The organism is Halomonas sp. 113 (assembly GCF_904067645.1).
Classification (GTDB): domain Bacteria; phylum Pseudomonadota; class Gammaproteobacteria; order Pseudomonadales; family Halomonadaceae; genus Vreelandella; species Vreelandella titanicae.
Window position 1 is genome coordinate 4,327,987 of sequence record NZ_LR881453.1, and the last position, 17,400, is coordinate 4,345,386.

Annotated in this window: 14 protein-coding genes; 10 read left to right on the forward strand and 4 right to left on the reverse strand. The window is 55.6% G+C overall.

The genetic code is table 11. From position 1 onward, the window contains the following. Positions 1–189: 189 nt before the first annotated feature. Positions 190–822, reverse strand: a complete 633-nt coding sequence (locus YERSI8AC_RS20325; protein ID WP_022521828.1) for a DUF3306 domain-containing protein — start codon at positions 820–822, stop codon at positions 190–192. Continuing rightward, the gene (locus YERSI8AC_RS20330) at positions 819–1,259 is read right to left on the reverse strand and encodes a DUF3305 domain-containing protein (protein WP_022521827.1); all 441 of its coding nucleotides are present in this window, start codon (positions 1,257–1,259) and stop codon (positions 819–821) included. The genes YERSI8AC_RS20325 and YERSI8AC_RS20330 overlap by 4 nt, the downstream gene beginning before the upstream one ends. 198 nt (positions 1,260–1,457) lie before the next feature. Here YERSI8AC_RS20330 and YERSI8AC_RS20335 point away from each other — a divergent pair, with 198 nt between their 5' ends. From YERSI8AC_RS20335 to YERSI8AC_RS20355, 5 genes are read left to right on the forward strand one after another with little or no spacing between them, the layout of a single operon-like run. After that, positions 1,458–2,333, forward strand: a complete 876-nt coding sequence (locus YERSI8AC_RS20335) for a formate dehydrogenase accessory sulfurtransferase FdhD (protein ID WP_022521826.1) — start codon at positions 1,458–1,460, stop codon at positions 2,331–2,333. Beyond that, a complete protein-coding gene (gene mobA, locus YERSI8AC_RS20340; protein WP_022521825.1) occupies positions 2,330–2,956 on the forward strand; it encodes a molybdenum cofactor guanylyltransferase MobA in 627 nt (208 codons plus the stop codon). Before YERSI8AC_RS20335 ends, mobA begins: the two co-directional genes overlap by 4 nt. Then, a complete protein-coding gene (moeA, locus tag YERSI8AC_RS20345) occupies positions 2,953–4,224 on the forward strand; it encodes a molybdopterin molybdotransferase MoeA (RefSeq protein WP_022521824.1) in 1,272 nt (423 codons plus the stop codon). Before mobA ends, moeA begins: the two co-directional genes overlap by 4 nt. Beyond that, a complete protein-coding gene (gene moaA / locus YERSI8AC_RS20350) occupies positions 4,221–5,273 on the forward strand; it encodes a GTP 3',8-cyclase MoaA (RefSeq protein ID WP_236557363.1) in 1,053 nt (350 codons plus the stop codon). The genes moeA and moaA overlap by 4 nt, the downstream gene beginning before the upstream one ends. A 3-nt stretch (positions 5,274–5,276) precedes the next feature. Next, complete coding sequence (locus tag YERSI8AC_RS20355) at positions 5,277–6,293, forward strand: CobW family GTP-binding protein (RefSeq protein ID WP_022521822.1); 1,017 nt, start codon at positions 5,277–5,279, stop codon at positions 6,291–6,293. Here the strand turns inward: YERSI8AC_RS20355 and YERSI8AC_RS20360 are convergent. Next, the gene (locus YERSI8AC_RS20360) at positions 6,290–8,998 is read right to left on the reverse strand and encodes a bifunctional diguanylate cyclase/phosphodiesterase (RefSeq protein WP_159177406.1); all 2,709 of its coding nucleotides are present in this window, start codon (positions 8,996–8,998) and stop codon (positions 6,290–6,292) included. The two genes, YERSI8AC_RS20355 and YERSI8AC_RS20360, sit on opposite strands and share 4 nt — an antisense overlap. A 204-nt stretch (positions 8,999–9,202) precedes the next feature. Here YERSI8AC_RS20360 and YERSI8AC_RS20365 point away from each other — a divergent pair, with 204 nt between their 5' ends. Continuing rightward, positions 9,203–10,105 (forward strand): LysR family transcriptional regulator, encoded by a 903-nt coding sequence (locus tag YERSI8AC_RS20365; protein ID WP_022521820.1) that lies wholly within the window; start codon positions 9,203–9,205, stop codon positions 10,103–10,105. 14 nt (positions 10,106–10,119) lie between these two features. Here YERSI8AC_RS20365 and YERSI8AC_RS20370 read toward each other — a convergent pair whose 3' ends face one another. Then, positions 10,120–11,637, reverse strand: coding sequence for an NCS1 family nucleobase:cation symporter-1 (locus YERSI8AC_RS20370; protein ID WP_159177407.1), 1,518 nt, complete (start codon positions 11,635–11,637; stop codon positions 10,120–10,122). 617 nt (positions 11,638–12,254) lie between these two features. On the opposite strand from YERSI8AC_RS20370, the gene YERSI8AC_RS20375 reads away from it, so the two are divergent. The 4 genes from YERSI8AC_RS20375 to preA all read left to right on the forward strand — a co-directional run bounded on the left by YERSI8AC_RS20375 (position 12,255) and on the right by preA (position 17,368). Beyond that, complete coding sequence (locus YERSI8AC_RS20375; protein ID WP_138799335.1) at positions 12,255–13,121, forward strand: nitrilase-related carbon-nitrogen hydrolase; 867 nt, start codon at positions 12,255–12,257, stop codon at positions 13,119–13,121. A 62-nt stretch (positions 13,122–13,183) separates the two neighbouring features. Next, on the forward strand, positions 13,184–14,623 hold the full coding sequence (gene hydA / locus YERSI8AC_RS20380; RefSeq protein WP_159177408.1) for a dihydropyrimidinase: 1,440 nt from the start codon (positions 13,184–13,186) through the stop codon (positions 14,621–14,623). A 34-nt stretch (positions 14,624–14,657) separates the two neighbouring features. Beyond that, on the forward strand, positions 14,658–16,037 hold the full coding sequence (locus YERSI8AC_RS20385; protein WP_022521816.1) for an NAD(P)-dependent oxidoreductase: 1,380 nt from the start codon (positions 14,658–14,660) through the stop codon (positions 16,035–16,037). Continuing rightward, entirely contained in the window at positions 16,034–17,368 is a 1,335-nt protein-coding gene (gene preA / locus YERSI8AC_RS20390; protein WP_159177409.1) for an NAD-dependent dihydropyrimidine dehydrogenase subunit PreA, read from the forward strand. The genes YERSI8AC_RS20385 and preA overlap by 4 nt, the downstream gene beginning before the upstream one ends. Positions 17,369–17,400 lie beyond the last annotated feature (32 nt).

The window sequence follows — 17,400 nt, forward strand, 5'->3', positions numbered from 1 at the left end:
GGTCAGTGAATAATTCTTATTATAATTTTGAGTTATACCATCTAACTATTGTGGCATAACAATGCATAGAAGCTAAGTTCAGCCTATGGCGAAATACGTATTTTGCCAAATTAATTACCGTCAACGCTGCCAACGCTGGCGACTGTTAACACACCCAATAATTTGATTTTTATAATTTTATCACTAATCTCATGTTTTCGTCTTAGTATCAGATAAATAATCAGACTGGTCGTCTAGTAAGGTGTTTTCTACAGTTTTGACACCATCATCGCGAGGTGTTGAGGAGTCGTCCTCTAGCGCGACCGGTTTCTCACTTGTTTGCTCGTTCTCTGCCAACTCTTTTGGGGACTCGGGCTCGTCTAGCGACTTATCAACCGCCTCTTCCACTTTATGCGTCCAGCGGCGCAGTTTGCTGGCGAGCTCGGAGTCCATGGGCTTTAACAGCTGATTGTAGTCGGCATCATAGTCATCCAGGCCGTCGCGAACGTTGTAGTTGCCGGTGGCCCACAGGCGTTTCAAAGCACGCCGCCGCAGGGCTCCGCTTACTCCTGGCACCATAAAGGCGCTGAAGTCGCTGCCCGCTTCCAGCGTTTCAGGGTCGGGCAAGGTGTGGTCTAAGCTGCCGGGCTTAGGTGCTGGTTCTGAAGGCGATTGTTCTGCAGGAGACTGCTCTGGTGATGCCTGCTCTGGCGCTTCCTGCGCGGCATCAGGTGAAATATCCGATTTGGCCGCCAGTTCCTCAACGGGCTCTGTAACCGGCGGCGCATCTTGCTCTTGGGGAACGTTGCGTTTTAGGCGCGACCAGCGCTCTAGGCGGCTCATTGCGGCTGCTCCTTGGTGGGGGTCTCTTTGGCGCGCCCCGCTCCTTTGCGTTTTTTCTTGCGCATCTCCATCGGCGCTTCGCCGTGGCGTGCGAGGTAGCTCTCAATCCAGACCTGAATGGCCATGGGCATTGGTGCTTCGAGCACCTGCTGCTCACCGTCCATCCAACCGGCTGCCACGTCCTGACTAGCGGTAATCGCATCAGGTTTGGGTGTTTGCCCAGTAAAACCCGCTCGCACAAATAGCCGTGGGGTGGCAGACGTCAGGTTGAAACGGTAGGCAGCACGCTCGGTCATCGACAACTGCAGGTTAAGCACATTGGGGCCCTGATCACTCAGGGTAAGCTCTGCAATACGCCACTGGGTTAGCGTAAAGCTTTTCACCTGCTTAGCCTCGGCGACCAGGGTGATACTCAGTGAACGTAAATTATCAGACATCGCGTTAAACCCCTTAGCGAAGTATCTAAGCACAGCACTTGAGCACAGTACTTAAGCGAAGCACCTAGACTTTGAACGGATAGCAGTCGAACAGGTAGACAAGTAAGCCTCTCCAGCGCCATCATCGTCAACTCTGACCTTTTTACTCAGGTATTTTATCAGGCTCAGATGCTTTCATATCAGCAGCGAGGATTGCGGATGCACGCCCTTCAGTTAAGCCGAGCCCGCTTACCGGCCACTACCGAGATCAGCATCGTTGACGAGTATGGCGATGCACGCCAGCAGGCGATTGCCGCTGAAAGAGCGTTGACGGTCTACCTCAACAAGCGTGAAATTGTCACTTTGATGACCTTGGGTGACGACCCGGAGGCTCTGGTGGTCGGCTATCTGCGCAATCAGGGGCTGCTGAACGCCGCGGCTGATTTAGAGGCCGTGCAAGTCGATTGGGAAGTAGAAGCCGCGGTAGTGATTACTCGCCATCTGCCCGAGGATTTAGAAATACGCTTAAGCACCCGTACGGTCACCACCGGCTGCGGCCAGGGCACGGTATTTGGTAAACTGCTCGACCAAACCGCTCTCACGGCGCTGCCCGATACTCAATTGGCACAATCCACGCTTTATCAGCTGCTGCAAAACCTTAACGCCTACAACGAGACCTACCGCAGCGCTGGCGCCGTTCATGGCTGCGCGCTGTGCCAGCAAACCGACGTACTCGACTTTGTTGAAGACGTAGGACGGCATAACGCGGTGGATACCTTGGCGGGGCGCCAATGGCTACAACAGGCCGACAGCGCCAATGCGGATATTTTCTACACCACCGGGAGACTGACTTCCGAAATGGTACTCAAAGTGGCACAAATGGGCATTAGCGTGCTGGTTTCTCGCTCAGGCGTCACCCAAAAAGGCGTCGAACTGGCCGAACGCTTCGGCGTGATGTTAATTGCCCGCGCCAAAGGGCGCCATTTCCAAGCGATCAACACCCAAAACCGTTTAGCCCTGGACGCTATTCCACCGCGCCCATCCCATGCCCGTTCATCGCAAGAATACCGCTCATCAAAAAAGGCAAGCTCATGATCCCTACTCACGACCTCACTGGCATGGTTCTCGCGGGCGGCGAAGGGCGCCGAATGGGCGGTCGTGACAAAGGGCTGGAGCCTTTTGCGGGCCTGCCACTCGTCGGCCATGTGGTGAAGCGCCTTGAAGGTCAGGTGGCCGAGCTACTGATTAACGCCAACCGCAATGCTGACGCCTACCGCTTTTTTGCCGATCGCGTTATAGCGGATGTTGTAATGGACGGTGCCGAAGGCGGCTTTAAAGGCCCTTTGATGGGGATCTATAGCGGCCTGCAGGCGGCAAAAACGCCGTGGCTACTGGTCGTTCCCTGCGACTCCCCCGCCCTACCTGACGATTTAGTGGCGCGCATGGTACAAGGTATTGGCCAGCATGATATCGCTGTGGCTTTTGATGGCGAACGGCTGCACCCGGTAGTTGCACTACTGCGTACCTCGCTGGCCGATGATTTGGCCGCCACCTTGGCCGAGGGCGAGCGTAAGATCGATCGTTGGTACGCTCGCCATGCTTGGTGCAAGGTTGATATGTCGGACTGCCCTGATGCCTTTGCTAACCTTAATACTGAGGAAGAGAAGCTGCACCTGGAAAAAATACTCATGGGTTCTTCGAGCAAGGAGGTGAAATGACCCTCTCCTGCTTTGATCTTGGCGAGCAGATGCTCAGCGTGGACGAAGCGCGTCAGGCGCTCGCCACCTTGATTGAACGCCCGCTGGGCAGCGAACGGATTCCGCTGGCGCAGGCTCATGGTCGCCGATTGGCCACAACCGTGAAAGCCCCCATTAACGTGCCGCAAAATACCAATGCGGCCATGGACGGCGTAGCGCTAGCCTTGCCCAGAGAAGGTGTTGGAGCCAAGCAGACCCGCTGGCCGTTGGCTGGAGAGGTGTTGGCCGGTCAGTATCGCCGCGAATTAGTACCTGCCGGTCACTGTGTACGCATCACCACCGGTGCCCCACTGCCGCCGGGCACCGATACCGTGGTGATGAGTGAACAGCTCCGCGAACCGTTAGATGAGCAGCCTGGGCATGTGATCATCGCGTCGCCAGAACTCCTCAAACACGGCCAACATGTTCGCCAGGCCGGTGAGGATATTGGTCTCGGCGACACGGCACTGCCTGCGGGAGCACGGCTCGATGCGGCGGCCCTAGGGCTTTTAGCGTCGTTAGGTTACGCAGATGTTGCCGTATGTCAGTGCCCAAGGGTGGCGATCTTTTCCACTGGCAATGAAGTCGCTGCTCCCGGTGAGCCGCTGCCCAAAGCAGGTATATACGATGCCAATCGCTTCACCCTGATGGGCTTGCTTGCCGAACACGGCGCCGATGTCATTGACCTGGGCATTCTCCCAGACGATTTAAACGCCATTAAAACGGCCCTTGAAGACGCTGCAGAGCAGAGCGATTTGGTAATCACCAGCGGCGGTGTTTCCGTTGGCCAGGCTGACTTTACCCGTGAGGCTCTGGAACAGTTAGGCCGCCTAGCCTTCTGGCGGGTAGCGCTGCGACCTGGGCGCCCCATGGCTTGCGGCTGGCTGGGTGAAAAGCGCACGCCGTTTGTTGGCTTGCCCGGCAATCCGGTGGCGGTCATGGTAACCTTTCTACAGTTTGTCTCGCCGCTGCTGGATCGGCTGTATGGGCAGCCGACATCAACACCCCATCGCCTTACTGCGATTGCCGACACCGCCATAAAAAGTCGCTTGAAGCGCACTGACTTTATCCGTGGCGTTTACCATACTGATAGCGAAGGACGGTTACTCGTGCGTAGTACCGGCGCCCAGGGTTCGGGCATTTTAACCTCGATGGTGGCTGCTAACTGCTTGATTGAGCTTGCCGACGACCAGGCAGGCGCCCAGCCAGGCGAGGTAGTCAGCATACAACCACTAACGGGATGGCTATGACCGAGCAACGACCCGCACAACCACAAGCTAATCAGCAGCGATCTGTCCAGCCAGACGCTGACCAGCAACTGATCGACGACTTTGGTCGGCGCATTAGCTACGTGCGCATCTCGGTCACCGATCGCTGCGATTTCCGCTGCGTGTACTGCATGAGCGAGGAGATGACGTTTCTGCCCCGCGCCCAGGTACTGACGCTGGAAGAGATCGCCATGGTGGCGCGCGCCTTCACTGAGTTGGGGGTCGAGAAAATTCGCCTTACCGGCGGCGAACCGCTGGTACGCCGCGGCATTGAGCAACTGGTCGATGAGATCGGCGCCATGCCAGGCCTTAACGACTTCACTATGACCACCAACGGTGCCAGCCTACGCAAGCACGCCAAGCAGCTTTACTCAAGCGGTCTGCGGCGGCTGAACATTAGTCTGGACTCGCTAAATGCGGAGCGCTTTAAGCAGCTCACCCGCACCGGCGATTTAGCCAAAGTGATCGACGGCATTCATGCCGCCCAGGAAGCGGGCTTTAAACGCATCAAGCTCAACGCGGTGATCTTAAAAGGTCGCAATGACGACGAAGTAATAGACCTGGTCACCTTTGCACGCCAGGAAAACCTCGATATTAGCTTTATCGAAGAGATGCCGCTGGGCGATGTTGCTGACCACTCACGGGCGGAAACCTTCTACTCCAGCGATGACGTTCAAGACTTGATCGAAACGCGCTATCCGCTGATCCCCACGACCGAAACCACACCCGGCCCATCGCGCTACTTCAAGATGGCCGATAGCGACAGCCGGGTTGGGTTTATTTCCCCCCATAGCCACAACTTTTGCGATACCTGTAACCGGGTGCGTGTGACCGTGGAAGGCCGCTTGCTGCTGTGCTTAGGCAACGAACACTCGGTCGATCTTCGCGCCGTGCTACGCCGTCACCCCGGTAATATGCAGGCGCTAAAAGAGGCGATCATCAACGCCCTGCCGCTTAAGCCCGAGCGCCATCACTTCACCACCGATGGCGATGTGCAGGTAGTACGCTTTATGAATATGACAGGGGGCTAGGCGTTGGCAGCGTCAGAACGGTTGGCAAAAGTGCCGGTGCATATCATTACCGGCTTTCTCGGCAGCGGTAAAACAACGCTTATCCACAGCCTCATCGAACAGAAGCCTGTGGATGAAACATGGGCCATTTTGGTCAACGAGTTTGGCCAAATCGGCATCGACCAGGCGATGTTTGATGCCCGTGACGATGTGGTGGTGAAGGGCCTTCCCGGCGGCTGCCTTTGCTGCCAGCTCGCCTTTGTACTGCAAGCGGCGCTGGTGAATTTACTCGCACGCAGCAAGCCTGATCGCGTCATCATCGAGCCCTCAGGCCTTGGCCACCCGGCAGGTCTGTTGGATCTACTGCGAGGGGAAGCCTTCCAGGAAGTGGTCGAGGTACGCGATATTATTGCTACTCTCGACCCACGCCGATTAGATGACGCCCGCTCCCGAACGCACGACACCTTCCGCGACCAGCTCGATATGGCCGATGCCGTGGCACTCACCATGCTCGACCAGAGCACGCCCGAGCAGCTCGGCGCCGCTCATGCGTTTGTGGCACAGCGCTGGCCGCCGCGTAAATGGGTGCAGGAAGCTCCCCAAGGCGAACTACCCATAGGACTGTTGACCCAGAGCGGACGCGCCGAAGGGAGCGATATCAGCGTACCCGCCAACCATCAACAGTTGGCGACAACACCCAGCTTAGCCGGGTCTTTTTTTGATTTTCCGCCCCCGCCCGGCAAGCCCCAGCGTGAAACCGGCACTTCGCTGGGCTACACCAGTACGGGGTTACGTTGGCACCCAAGCGAGCGCTTCGACCTGGATAGCTTGGCCACCTGTTTGGGAGAACTCCCCAGAGAGGCACGCATTAAAGGCGTGTTTCATACCGATAGCGGCTGGAAACGCTTTAACCGCGCCGGAGGTACGCTGAGCGTTGAAAGCAGCGCGTGGCGGCAAGACTCCCGGCTGGAAGTTATTCTTCCCGATACGAGCCCCGCTCTCGATATCGAAGGCCAACTCCGCTTACTGACGCTGGGTTAAGCGCCCGTAATCAATCTCTCGATGGCCTCTGCAGTAACCGGCCGCCCAAACAGATAGCCTTGATAAGCGTGACAGTCGTGCGCCAGTAGCCACGCCTGCTGCGCTTTGGTCTCTACGCCTTCTGCAATGACCTCTAGATTGAGGCTCTCTGCCAGGGCAATGGTACTCTCGACAATCGCTGCGTTGGCTTGGCTTTCGAGCACCTGCTGCACAAAGGATTGGTCAATTTTCAGTTGATCCAGCGGCAGTTGCGCTAAATAGGCCAGGGACGAGTAGCCGGTGCCAAAATCATCCAGAGAGAAGCGTACACCGCGCGCTTTAAGGGCAAGCATTTTATCTCTGGCGTCGTCTCGCGCTTCCACAAACAGTGACTCGGTCACCTCCAGTTTTAGCCGCTGAAGCGGCGCCTGAGTGCGCGCAAACACCCCCTCTACACGAGCCAGAAACTGCTCATCGCGAAACTGAAGCGGACTAATATTCACCGATATGGTCAGTTTGCTGAGCTGTGGATGCTGCGCCCAACGCGCTAATTGATAGCAGGCATCTTCCAATACCCATTCGCCTACATCGTTTATCAGCTCATTGCTTTCCAGCAGCGGAATGAAATCGCCTGGTGAAACAATGCCGCGTTCAGGATGATGCCAGCGCAGCAGCGCCTCAACGCCAGTGATCACGCCATGGTGATCCACTTGGGGCTGATAATAGAGCTGCCACTGCTGGCTGGCCTGCGCTTGGCGCAGATCCGCTTCTAATTTCACATGGGCCAGTAGCGCAGCCTGCATCGAGGGGTCAAAAAAGCACACGCCATGGCGGCCGTTGTTCTTAGCCTGAAAGAGCGCCATATCTACCTGCTGCAGGTAGTCATCCACGCCGTACTCATTGCTGGCCATGATCGCAATACCAATGCTCCCCGTCACCGTGATGCTCTCTTCGGCCAGAGTGATTGATTCGTTAAGAGTTGCCAGCAGCTTGTGCGCAATACGCTCTGCCAGCCGGGTGGTTTGAGCGTAATTGCTATCCACGCCTTCGATTAATACCGCAAATTCATCGCTTCCCAGCCGCGCCAAGGTATCGGTATCGCGCAACATCTGCCCCATTCGCCGAGCAACGCTCTGCAATACTTGATCCCCCGCATAGTGCCCCAGAGTGTCATTGATTTGCTTAAAGTTATCGATATCGATAAATAGCAGTGCGCCGCAACGCTGATGGCGCTGAAGCTCTTTAAGGGCATTACCTATGCGATCCATAAACAGCCGCCGGTTGGCCAACCCGGTTAAGGTGTCATAAAATGCTAACTGATGAATCTCTTGCTCAGCGGCTTTACGCTCGCTGATATCGCTCATGGTGGCCACGTAGTGAGTTAAGGTGCCCTCAACGCTGTAGACAGCGCTAATGGTTAGCCACTCGGGAAACAGTTCACCATTCTTACGCTGGTTCCATATCTCGCCTTCCCAGTTGCCGGTTTTGATAACACGCTTCCATAAACGGCGGTAAAAGGCGGCGTTTTGTAGCCCAGAGCTAAACATGCGCGGATTGTTACCCACTATCTCCGCTTCGCTATAGCCGGTAATGCGGCTAAAGGTCTCATTCACCTTAAGAATGATGCCCTGTGGATCGGTAATAAGGATGCCTAAGTGCGTCTGGAAGGCGGCAGCAGCGATTTGGGCCTCGGCACGAGCCTGTTCACGCTCCTCAATACGCTGACGCAGTTGATGCGACAACGCTAAACGATTCAGGTAGTGGCGCGCCCCCCAAGCACCCAGCAGGGCAATCACTGCCGTCACCAACATTAAAATCAAAGCACGCTGCCGCCAGGCCGAGAGCAATTCGTGAAGATCAACGCCAACCACAGCCAGCATCGGATACTCGCCTACTCTCAGCATGCGAAACAGCCGTTTTCGGCCATCAATAGGTGAGTCAATGTTGATTGACCATGTGGACTCACCACGGGTAAGCCACTCGGCCGTTTCTGGACTCTCAATTTGACTGCCAATCGAAAATGGCTTTTCGGGGGTCGGGTAGCGAGCAATAAATTTTAATCCGGGGTCGACCAGGGCAATGCTCTCGCCGTCATAGACACTCATCTGCTCCAGAGCGTCGGCAAACACTTCAGGTACAATGCTAGAGATGACCACCCCAGCAAACTCGCCGGACGAGGTTTCTAATCGTCGACCATGGTACAAATAGTAGCGTTGGTCGCTGATAGACCAGTAAAGCGGGGTAATCAGTTCTTCTTGTCCTGCTTGCTTAAAGGCATTAAACAACGTCGTATCGCTGATATCAGCACCTGCTCTTCGGCTGCTGCGGCCACTCGCCATTACTCGGCCTTCAGCGCTCAACACAGCGATTTCGTCCACCATGGGCACATACAGGGTCAGGTTTTCTAGCGAGCGCTGAAGGGCCTGGGCATTATCGCTATCTGGCATGCCTTGCAGGGTTAGCATCTCAGCAAGCCCAAAAAGCGCTTGCCCGCTTTGTGCAAATACGCCTTTTGCCCACTCAGCAACCACATTAGCGCGGGCGGTAATCCGCGACTCGGCGGCCTCAATTTCTTGCCGATACTGTTCACTCAGCAGCCAGCCGAAAAGCACCATCATGACAAGCAGTGCTAGCAGATATAGCCCAATCACATGGCGGCGCTGTTGGCGATAAGTCTTGGTGGCTTTCAATACATCATCATTTACATCATTGGAGGTAGCGGACATCGCGCAGAAGCCTTATTCAGGTAACCCAGGGGGACACCTGATACAGTGTAAAAAGTAACTAAAAATGATACATAACACGCGCTGACACGTGGCTTTATCCGATAGTGCCGCGGTGCTTTTAGGATGTATATCAGTTTTTATCACCGTTAATGCCCTGAAAAGCGTGACGTTATGCATGGATAGCCAATCTACCAGGAAATTGTTATGGCATCGCTGGGCCAAATGAGCGACTACGAGATACGCCTAATCCGTATTTTTAAGACGGTCGTTGAGTGCGGTGGCTTTACCGCGGCGGAAACCACGCTGGGCATTAGTCGTTCGGCGATTAGCCAACACATGAACGACTTGGAGGGGAGGCTGGGGTTTTCGCTCTGCCAGCGGGGGCGTGGCGGGTTTAGTTTAACCGAAGAGGGTAAAGAGATTTATCAGGCAGGGTTGACGCTACTGACCGCGCTTGAAACGTTTAAAAGCGACGTTAACGCCCTGCACCAAACGATTAAAGGCGAGCTGAATATCGGCATTACCGATAATTTGGTGACACTACCCGCCATGCACGTGACCAATGCACTGGCTGAGCTCAGCGCGCCGGAGCATGAGGTCACGCTGCATATTCATATGGAGCCTTCTGACGCGGTCATTCGAGGGGTGATGGATGGCCACTTGCACGTCGGCGTAGTGCCTGCAGTGAACCTGCCCACCAGTTTAGAAGCGCGGCACCTTTATGATGAGCCATCATATCTTTACTGTGCGGCTGGCCATCCCCTGTTTACGGAGGACGACGACACGCTCAGTGGTGCTGATATCGCCCAACACTCGGCTATTTCGCCCCGCTATCCGCTACCGGTTGAGGCCCGACAGGCGCATGATGCGCTAAGCCTTCGTGCCTCAGCATCCGACCGAGAAGGCGCCGCTTTTTTGATTCTTACCGGGCGATTTATCGGCTTTCTGCCTGAACACGTAGCTGCACAGTGGGTGGCAGCGGGCAAGATGCGAGCGTTGCATGCCAACACGCAGCACTACCGCATCCCCTTTGTGCTGATCACCCGCCACGACCGCCGCCCCAACCGAGTGGTCGATGCGTTTCTACGCTTAATCAAAAGCAGCTAAACCCGGCAGTATGTTTAACGCTGCTCGGTTGCCTCATTGGCCATTATCGGCGCTGGCCCCGCCTGGGGCGATGACACCAACACTTGGCTTGCCACATAGTAAACAATTGCCCCCAGCGCCGAGCCGGTAAACCAGCCGTAGTCGTAGAACCAGTTCATGGTGCCAGTTAACAGCGATAGCAACGTAAGCGCCACCGGCACGCCAAAGGCGATAAAACCCGCGATGTTCACCGCAGGATAAGCATGGTTATCCATATACAGGCTGGGCACATCCAAACGCTGCTTTTTGATCAGGAAGTAGTCCACCGCCATGATGCCCGCGATGGGCCCCAGCAGGCTGGAGTAACCCAGCAGCCAGTTGGAGTACATCTGCTCCAGAGAAACCCCTGGCGGAATAACGCCCGCTTTTTGCAGCAGATCGTAGCCCATCAACAACACGCCCACCGCGCCAGTCATCAGCACGCCGCGCGTCTGGTTAATCAATTTGGGCGCAATGTTCTGAAAATCGTTGGTAGGCGACACGATGTTAGAAGCCGTATTGGTAGAGATCGTGGCGATAATGATCAACAGCATCGCCAGTACCACCCAGAAGGGGCTGTCGATATAGCCAATCAAACGTACCGGGTCGGCAACGGTTTCCCCTACCAGCGTTTCGGAAGCAGCGGTTAACACGACACCGAGTGCGGCAAAGAAAAACATCGTTAGCGGCAGCCCAATCACCTGACCAACGATCTGATCTTTTTGGCTTTTGGCAAAGCGACTGAAATCGGGAATATTCAGCGACAGCGTGGCCCAAAAACCCACCATGGCGGTTAAGCCCGCGAAGAAGTAGCCGTATACCGATGCCCCTTCAGGCCGCGACGGCGGCTGTGCCAGTAGTTCGGACATCGACATATTTGGCCACGCCCATATCATCAGCCCAACACCAACGGCTAACAGCAGCGGTGCGGCGAAGGTTTCCAACCATTTAATCGACTCTGCACCACGAATCACCACATAGAGATTCATCGCACCAAAGACAAAAAAGCCGATGACTTCACCAACACCGCCCATCGCAGCCCAAGCGGGAATCAACTCGGAGAGCAACAGATGAATGGCCAAACCGCCAAACATGGTTTGAATACCAAACCAGCCGCAGCCGACCAGGGCGCGCACCAGACAGGGTACGTTGGAACCTAAAATACCGAACGAAGAGCGTAAAACCACCGGAAAAGGAATACCAAACTTCGTACCGGGAAAGGCGTTTAAGGTAAGAGGTATCAGCACGATCACGTTGGCCAACAAAATGGCAAACAACGCCTCCCCCACGCTCAGCCCGAAGTAGGCGGTTAATACCCCGCCTAGGGTGTAGGTGGGCACGCAGATCGACATGCCTACCCAGAGTGCCGCAATATTCCACTTACTCCAGGTGCGCTCGCTGGCCTGGGTAGGCGCAATATCCTCATTAAAGCGCGAACTACTGCGTACATCGTCCCCTACATCTAGCTCTACCAGCCCACCTCGATCCACCATCTGAGAGGTTGTTTCGGTCATTTTTTATCTCCTCAGCATTGCGTTATTGCGCTGCCTAGCTCCCACGGCCAGTGGAGCTTTTCAAAAAGGCGCTTAGAAATCATGGCTTTTAGAAACCATTGTTTTTCAAAACCATCGTTCTTAGAAACCATAGCTTTTAGAAAACAAGCAATAAGCATGCCTACTTGAAAAAGCAGATCAATTAACTCATTGATTAAAAAGCTGCCTTCCTGGACAACATTATTATTGTTAGCTTTTTATCTTTATATTTTCCCCACCTAAAACAAAAACCAACTAAACAAAGCTAGATCAAAAAAAATATTTGCACCAATTTCAAACAGAAAAAAACCAAAAACACTCGCTAGAAATATACCAAACCAATGATTTTAAAAGAATAAAAAAACCATCCAAAACAGTGCAAGACCTCACCAAAAAAGTGAATATCACCAAATGGAACAATAAAAATAAGCAAACTCAATGAGTTAAAGACGATTTAACAAATCTCCTTTAAAGACTTGCTAAAACCACCTACCCAGCGCTACTTTCAACAAAAGCTGTCTATTTCGTCAGCTTTACAAAACTAGTTTCAAGAACACTACAAACATACGCTACACATCAACAATCAGAGGGAGCGTCTCATGCAGAAGATGAAAATCGGGTTGATTCAGATGGGCCTGAAAACCAGCACCGACCTTGAACCAGAAGCTATTCGCGACGCCATGAACGAGGCACATCTGCCAATGATTCAGCAAGCGGCTGACCAGGGCGTGCAGGTGCTTTGCTTCCAGGAAGTGTTTAACCAGCCCTACTTTTGCCCCAGCCAGGACGGCAAGTGGTACGCCGCCGCCGAGCGGGTACCGGAAGGCCCTACCTGCCAGATGATGCAGAAGCTCGCCGCCGAGCACCGCATGGTGATCATCGTGCCGGTGTATGAAGAGACTGAAACCGGTGTTTACTACAACACCGCAGCGGTATTCGACGCTGACGGCAGTTACTTAGGCAAGTACCACAAAACCCATATTCCCCAAGTAGCCGGTTTTTGGGAAAAATTCTTCTTCAAGCCGGGAAAATCCAACTGGCCAGTGTTCGATACTGCCTACGGCAAAATCGGCGTGTATATCTGCTACGACCGTCACTTCCCCGAAGGCTGGCGGGCGCTTGCTCTCAACGGCGCTGAGGTGATTTTCAACCCTTCCGCCACCGTGGCCGGTCTTTCCCAATACCTGTGGGAGTTAGAGCAACCTGCCTCTGCCGCCGCCAATGGCTGCTTTATCGCTGCGATCAATCGAGTTGGAACCGAGGCGCCGTGGAACATCGGCGACTTTTACGGCTCCAGCTATATCGTTAACCCCCGCGGCAAAATCGAAGCTCAGGCCAGCGAAACAGAAGACGAGCTGCTGGTGCACGAGATCGATTTGGACATGGTGCGGGAGGTACGCAACAACTGGCAGTTCTTCCGCGACCGTCGCCCGGAAACCTATACCCGCCTGACCGACGGTGAATGATTCTGCTGGTAAAAAACAGGTTGCTGGTTAAGTTTTCTATTTAAAAACAACAGGAGCGAACGATGAGCTTATTAATCAAGGGCGGCACCGTGGTCACCCACGCCGATACCTACCGCGCAGACGTACTGTGTGTCGACGGTAAAGTCCATGCGATTGGCACCGATCTAGATGTCCCTGAAGGGTGTGAAATTGTCGATGCCAGCGATCAACTGGTGATGCCCGGCGGTATCGATCCCCATACGCACATGCAACTGCCGTTCATGGGCACCGTGGCCAGCGAAGATTTCTATACCGGCACCGCCGCGGCCTTGGCCGGGGGCACCACTTCGATCATCGACTTCGTGATCCCACAGCCAGGTCAGTCGCTCCTTGAGGCCTTCGAAACCTGGCAAGGCTGGGCGGAAAAAGCCGCCACCGATTTTGCCTTCCACGTGGCGATTACCTGGTGGGACGATAGCGTGCGAGAGGAAATGGGCACCCTGGTTCATGAACACGGGGTGAACAGCTTCAAACACTTTATGGCCTACAAGGGCGCGATCATGGCCACTGATGACATTCTGGTGGAAAGCTTCTCGCGCTGTCTGGAGCTAGGCGCGGTGCCTACGGTTCACGCCGAAAACGGTGAGCTGGTCTACCACATGCAGCAAAAACTGCTCGCCCAGGGCATGACCGGGCCGGAAGCCCATCCGCTTTCGCGCCCACCCCAGGTGGAAGGCGAAGCGGCCAGCCGGGCGATTCGCATTGCCAGCACCCTGGGCGCACCGATCTATCTGGTTCACGTGTCCACCAAAGATGCCGTGGATGAAATTGCCTACGCCCGCCAGCAGGGTCATCCGGTTTATGGCGAATGCTTAGCCGGGCACCTGCTCATCGACGATAGCGTCTACCAGGATACCGACTGGGGCCGCGCCGCTGCCCACGTGATGAGCCCGCCCTTCCGGCCCAAGGGCCACCAGGAAGCGCTCTGGCACGGCTTGCAGTCGGGCAATCTGCAAACCACCGCCACCGACCACTGCTGTTTCTGTGCCGATCAGAAAGCCGCGGGCAAGGATGACTTTACTAAAATCCCCAACGGCACCGCTGGCGTGGAAGACCGCCTCGCCGTGTTGTGGGATGAAGGCGTCAACACCGGCAAGCTGTCGCCCCAGGAGTTTGTCGCGCTGACATCGACCAACACCGCCAAGATTTTCAACCTCTACCCGCGCAAAGGGGCGATTCAAGTAGGTTCCGATGCAGATATCGTGGTGTGGGATCCCAACGGCACCCGGACGATTTCTGCCAAAACCCACCACCAGAACGTCGATTTCAACATTTTCGAGGGCAAAACGGTGCGCGGCATTGCCCGTCACACCATTAGCAAGGGCAAATGGGTGTGGCGGGATGGTGAGCTGCGTGCCGAGCGCGGTGCGGGCCGCTATTTGGAGCGCCCCGCCTACCCCGGTGTCTTCGAATTGCTGGCCAAGCGCGCCGAGCTGAATGCGCCGATGGCCGTAAAAAGATAACAGCTGTGCCCATAACAACAGCGGAGGCTTTACTGTGACTAGCCCACTGAACCACCTACCCAGCGCAAAAGAGGTCGGCACCTACGACCCGGATACGCTGGCAAGCAACTTTAGCGATCTACATCCGCCGCTGACCCATCGCCAGGCGATGATCGAAAGTCAGCGTTGTCTCTATTGCTTTGATGCGCCCTGCGTCGAAGCTTGCCCGTCGGATATTGATATTCCCAGCTTTATTCGCCAGATCAGCGAGAACAATATCAACGGCGCGGCGGAAACCATTCTGGAAGCCAACATTTTAGGCGGCAGCTGCGCCCGGGTGTGCCCCACGGAAATTCTTTGCGAGCGCAGCTGCGTGCGCAACCACGACGCCGAATGCCAGCCGGTGCTGATCGGTTTGCTGCAGCGTCATGCCACCGACCACATGCAGTTCGACGGCCACCCCTTCAAACGCGCCACTTCTACCGGCAGTCATGTGGCCGTGGTCGGCGCCGGACCTGCCGGGCTCTCCTGCGCGCACCGACTGGCGATGCTCGGTCATCAGGTGACCATCTTTGAAGCCGAACAAAAGCCTGGCGGGCTGAACGAGCACGGCATCGCCCGCTACAAAATGACCGACGACTTCGCCCGCAAGGAAGTGGAATTCTTGCTTGAGATCGGTGGCATCGAGATCCAGTACGACCAACGGCTGGGCGCAAACCTGGAGCTTGCTACGCTCCATAATCAGTACGATAGCGTGTTTCTCAGCTTGGGCCTGGGCGCTAGCCGTGCCCTGGGTTTAACCGGGGAACAAGCACCCGGTCTGATGCCTGCGGTGGACTACATCAAGGTTCTCCGCCAGACCGACGATCTGGGCAGCCTTGCGGTGGCCAAACGCTGTATCGTGATTGGCGCGGGCAATACCGCTATCGATATGGCCACCCAAATGGCCCGCTTAGGCGCTACGGAGGTAACGCTGGTTTACCGTCGCGGCATTGAAGCCATGTCCGCCACCGACCATGAACAAGAGATTGCCAAAGCCAACGGCGTGCGGATGGTGACCTGGGCCCAGCCCGACGAGATTCTGCTGGATGATCAAGGCCGCGTGACGGGCATGCGCTTTGCCAAGACCCATGATCAAGCGGGCCGCTTAACCCCTACTGGAGAAACCTTTGAGATCGCCGCCGATGCTGTCTTCACCGCCATCGGCCAAGGCTTCGAAGGCGCGAGCCTAAGCGATACCACCGCCGCTGAGCTTGCCCGGGACGGCGAGCGCATTCACGTTAATGAGATGTTCCAAACCTCACTGCCCAATGTGTATGCCGGTGGCGACTGTGTGAAGCCCGGTCAAGACCTTACCGTTCAGGCCGTGCAACACGGCAAACTGGCGGCTCACGCCATTCATCAGGCGCTTGTCGCCAAGCAGGAGGCCGCATGAACACACTCACTTTTACACCACCGGGTAAGAAAGACAGCGGTGACAGCGTGGTCAATGGCGTTGACCTATCGGTTAACTTTGCCGGTATTAAAGCCCCCAATCCATTCTGGCTGGCCTCTGCACCGCCCACCGATAAAGCCTACAACGTGGTACGCGCCTATGAAGCTGGCTGGGGCGGCGTGGTATGGAAAACCCTTGGCGAAGAGCCGCCTGCGGTGAATGTCTCCTCCCGCTACTCAGCCCACTACGGAAAAAACCGCGAGGTGATCGGCTTTAACAATATCGAGCTGATTACCGACCGCTCGCTGGAGATCAACCTTAAAGAAATCACTCAGGTGAAAAAGGACTGGCCCGATCGTGCGCTGATCGTTTCCATTATGGTGCCCTGTAATGAAGAAGCCTGGGCCTACATTCTGCCGCTAGTGGAAGCCACTGGCGCGGACGGCATCGAGCTCAACCTGGGTTGCCCCCACGGAATGCCGGAGCGCGGCATGGGCGCGGCGGTGGGCCAAAACCCCGACCTGATCGAGAAAGTCACCTACTGGTGCAAAAAGCACTACTCCAAACCAGTCATCGTCAAACTCACACCTAATATCACCGATATTCGCGTCGGTGCCCAGGCGGCGCTGCGCGGCGGGGCCGACGCGGTATCGCTGATCAATACCATCAACTCGATTACCAGTATCGACCTGGACAATATGGTCGCCAAGCCCACCGTGGGCCACCAGAGCACTCACGGCGGCTACTGTGGCAGCGCCGTGAAGCCTATCGCGATGAACATGGTGGCAGAAATTGCCCGTGATCCGTCCACTCCAACGCTACCCATTTCCGGCATTGGCGGCATTTCCACCTGGCGGGATGCGGCGGAGTTTATCGCCCTAGGTGCCGGCAGCGTGCAGGTGTGTACGGCAGCGATGCTCAACGGCTTTAGGATTGTGGAGGAGATGAAAGACGGCCTCTCTCGCTGGATGGCGGAAAAAGGCTACGACTCCATCGAGGCGTTCTCCCGTAAGGCGATACCGCAAACCACCGACTGGAAACACCTCGACATCAACTTCAAAACCATCGCCAAGATCGATCAGGATTTGTGCATCGAGTGCGGCCGCTGTTATATCGCCTGCGAGGATACCTCCCACCAGTCGATTGCCAAGCTCACCGAGCAGGACGGCGCGCGACGCTATGAAGTGATCGAAGAGGAGTGTGTGGGCTGTAACCTTTGCCAGATCACTTGCCCAGTAGATAACTGCATCACCATGGTGCCCCAGGAGACCGGCCAACCCTTCCTGGCCTGGGATAACGACCCACGCAATCCTTTCCGGGTCGCCTCTTAACCTCTTTACCCTCTTTTTTTTAAACAGCCGTT

Excerpts from the sequence above, each read along its gene's own strand:
- YERSI8AC_RS20325 (WP_022521828.1), bottom strand. The coding sequence starts at position 822 with ATGAGCCGCCTAGAGCGCTGGTCGCGCCTAAAACGCAACGTTCCCCAA.
- YERSI8AC_RS20330 (WP_022521827.1), bottom strand. The coding sequence starts at position 1,259 with ATGTCTGATAATTTACGTTCACTGAGTATCACCCTGGTCGCCGAGGCT.
- YERSI8AC_RS20335 (WP_022521826.1), top strand. The coding sequence starts at position 1,458 with ATGCACGCCCTTCAGTTAAGCCGAGCCCGCTTACCGGCCACTACCGAG.
- mobA (WP_022521825.1), top strand. The coding sequence starts at position 2,330 with ATGATCCCTACTCACGACCTCACTGGCATGGTTCTCGCGGGCGGCGAA.
- moeA (WP_022521824.1), top strand. The coding sequence starts at position 2,953 with ATGACCCTCTCCTGCTTTGATCTTGGCGAGCAGATGCTCAGCGTGGAC.
- moaA (WP_236557363.1), top strand. The coding sequence starts at position 4,221 with ATGACCGAGCAACGACCCGCACAACCACAAGCTAATCAGCAGCGATCT.
- YERSI8AC_RS20360 (WP_159177406.1), bottom strand. The coding sequence starts at position 8,998 with ATGTCCGCTACCTCCAATGATGTAAATGATGATGTATTGAAAGCCACC.
- YERSI8AC_RS20365 (WP_022521820.1), top strand. The coding sequence starts at position 9,203 with ATGGCATCGCTGGGCCAAATGAGCGACTACGAGATACGCCTAATCCGT.
- YERSI8AC_RS20370 (WP_159177407.1), bottom strand. The coding sequence starts at position 11,637 with ATGACCGAAACAACCTCTCAGATGGTGGATCGAGGTGGGCTGGTAGAG.
- YERSI8AC_RS20375 (WP_138799335.1), top strand. The coding sequence starts at position 12,255 with ATGCAGAAGATGAAAATCGGGTTGATTCAGATGGGCCTGAAAACCAGC.
- hydA (WP_159177408.1), top strand. The coding sequence starts at position 13,184 with ATGAGCTTATTAATCAAGGGCGGCACCGTGGTCACCCACGCCGATACC.
- preA (WP_159177409.1), top strand. The coding sequence starts at position 16,034 with ATGAACACACTCACTTTTACACCACCGGGTAAGAAAGACAGCGGTGAC.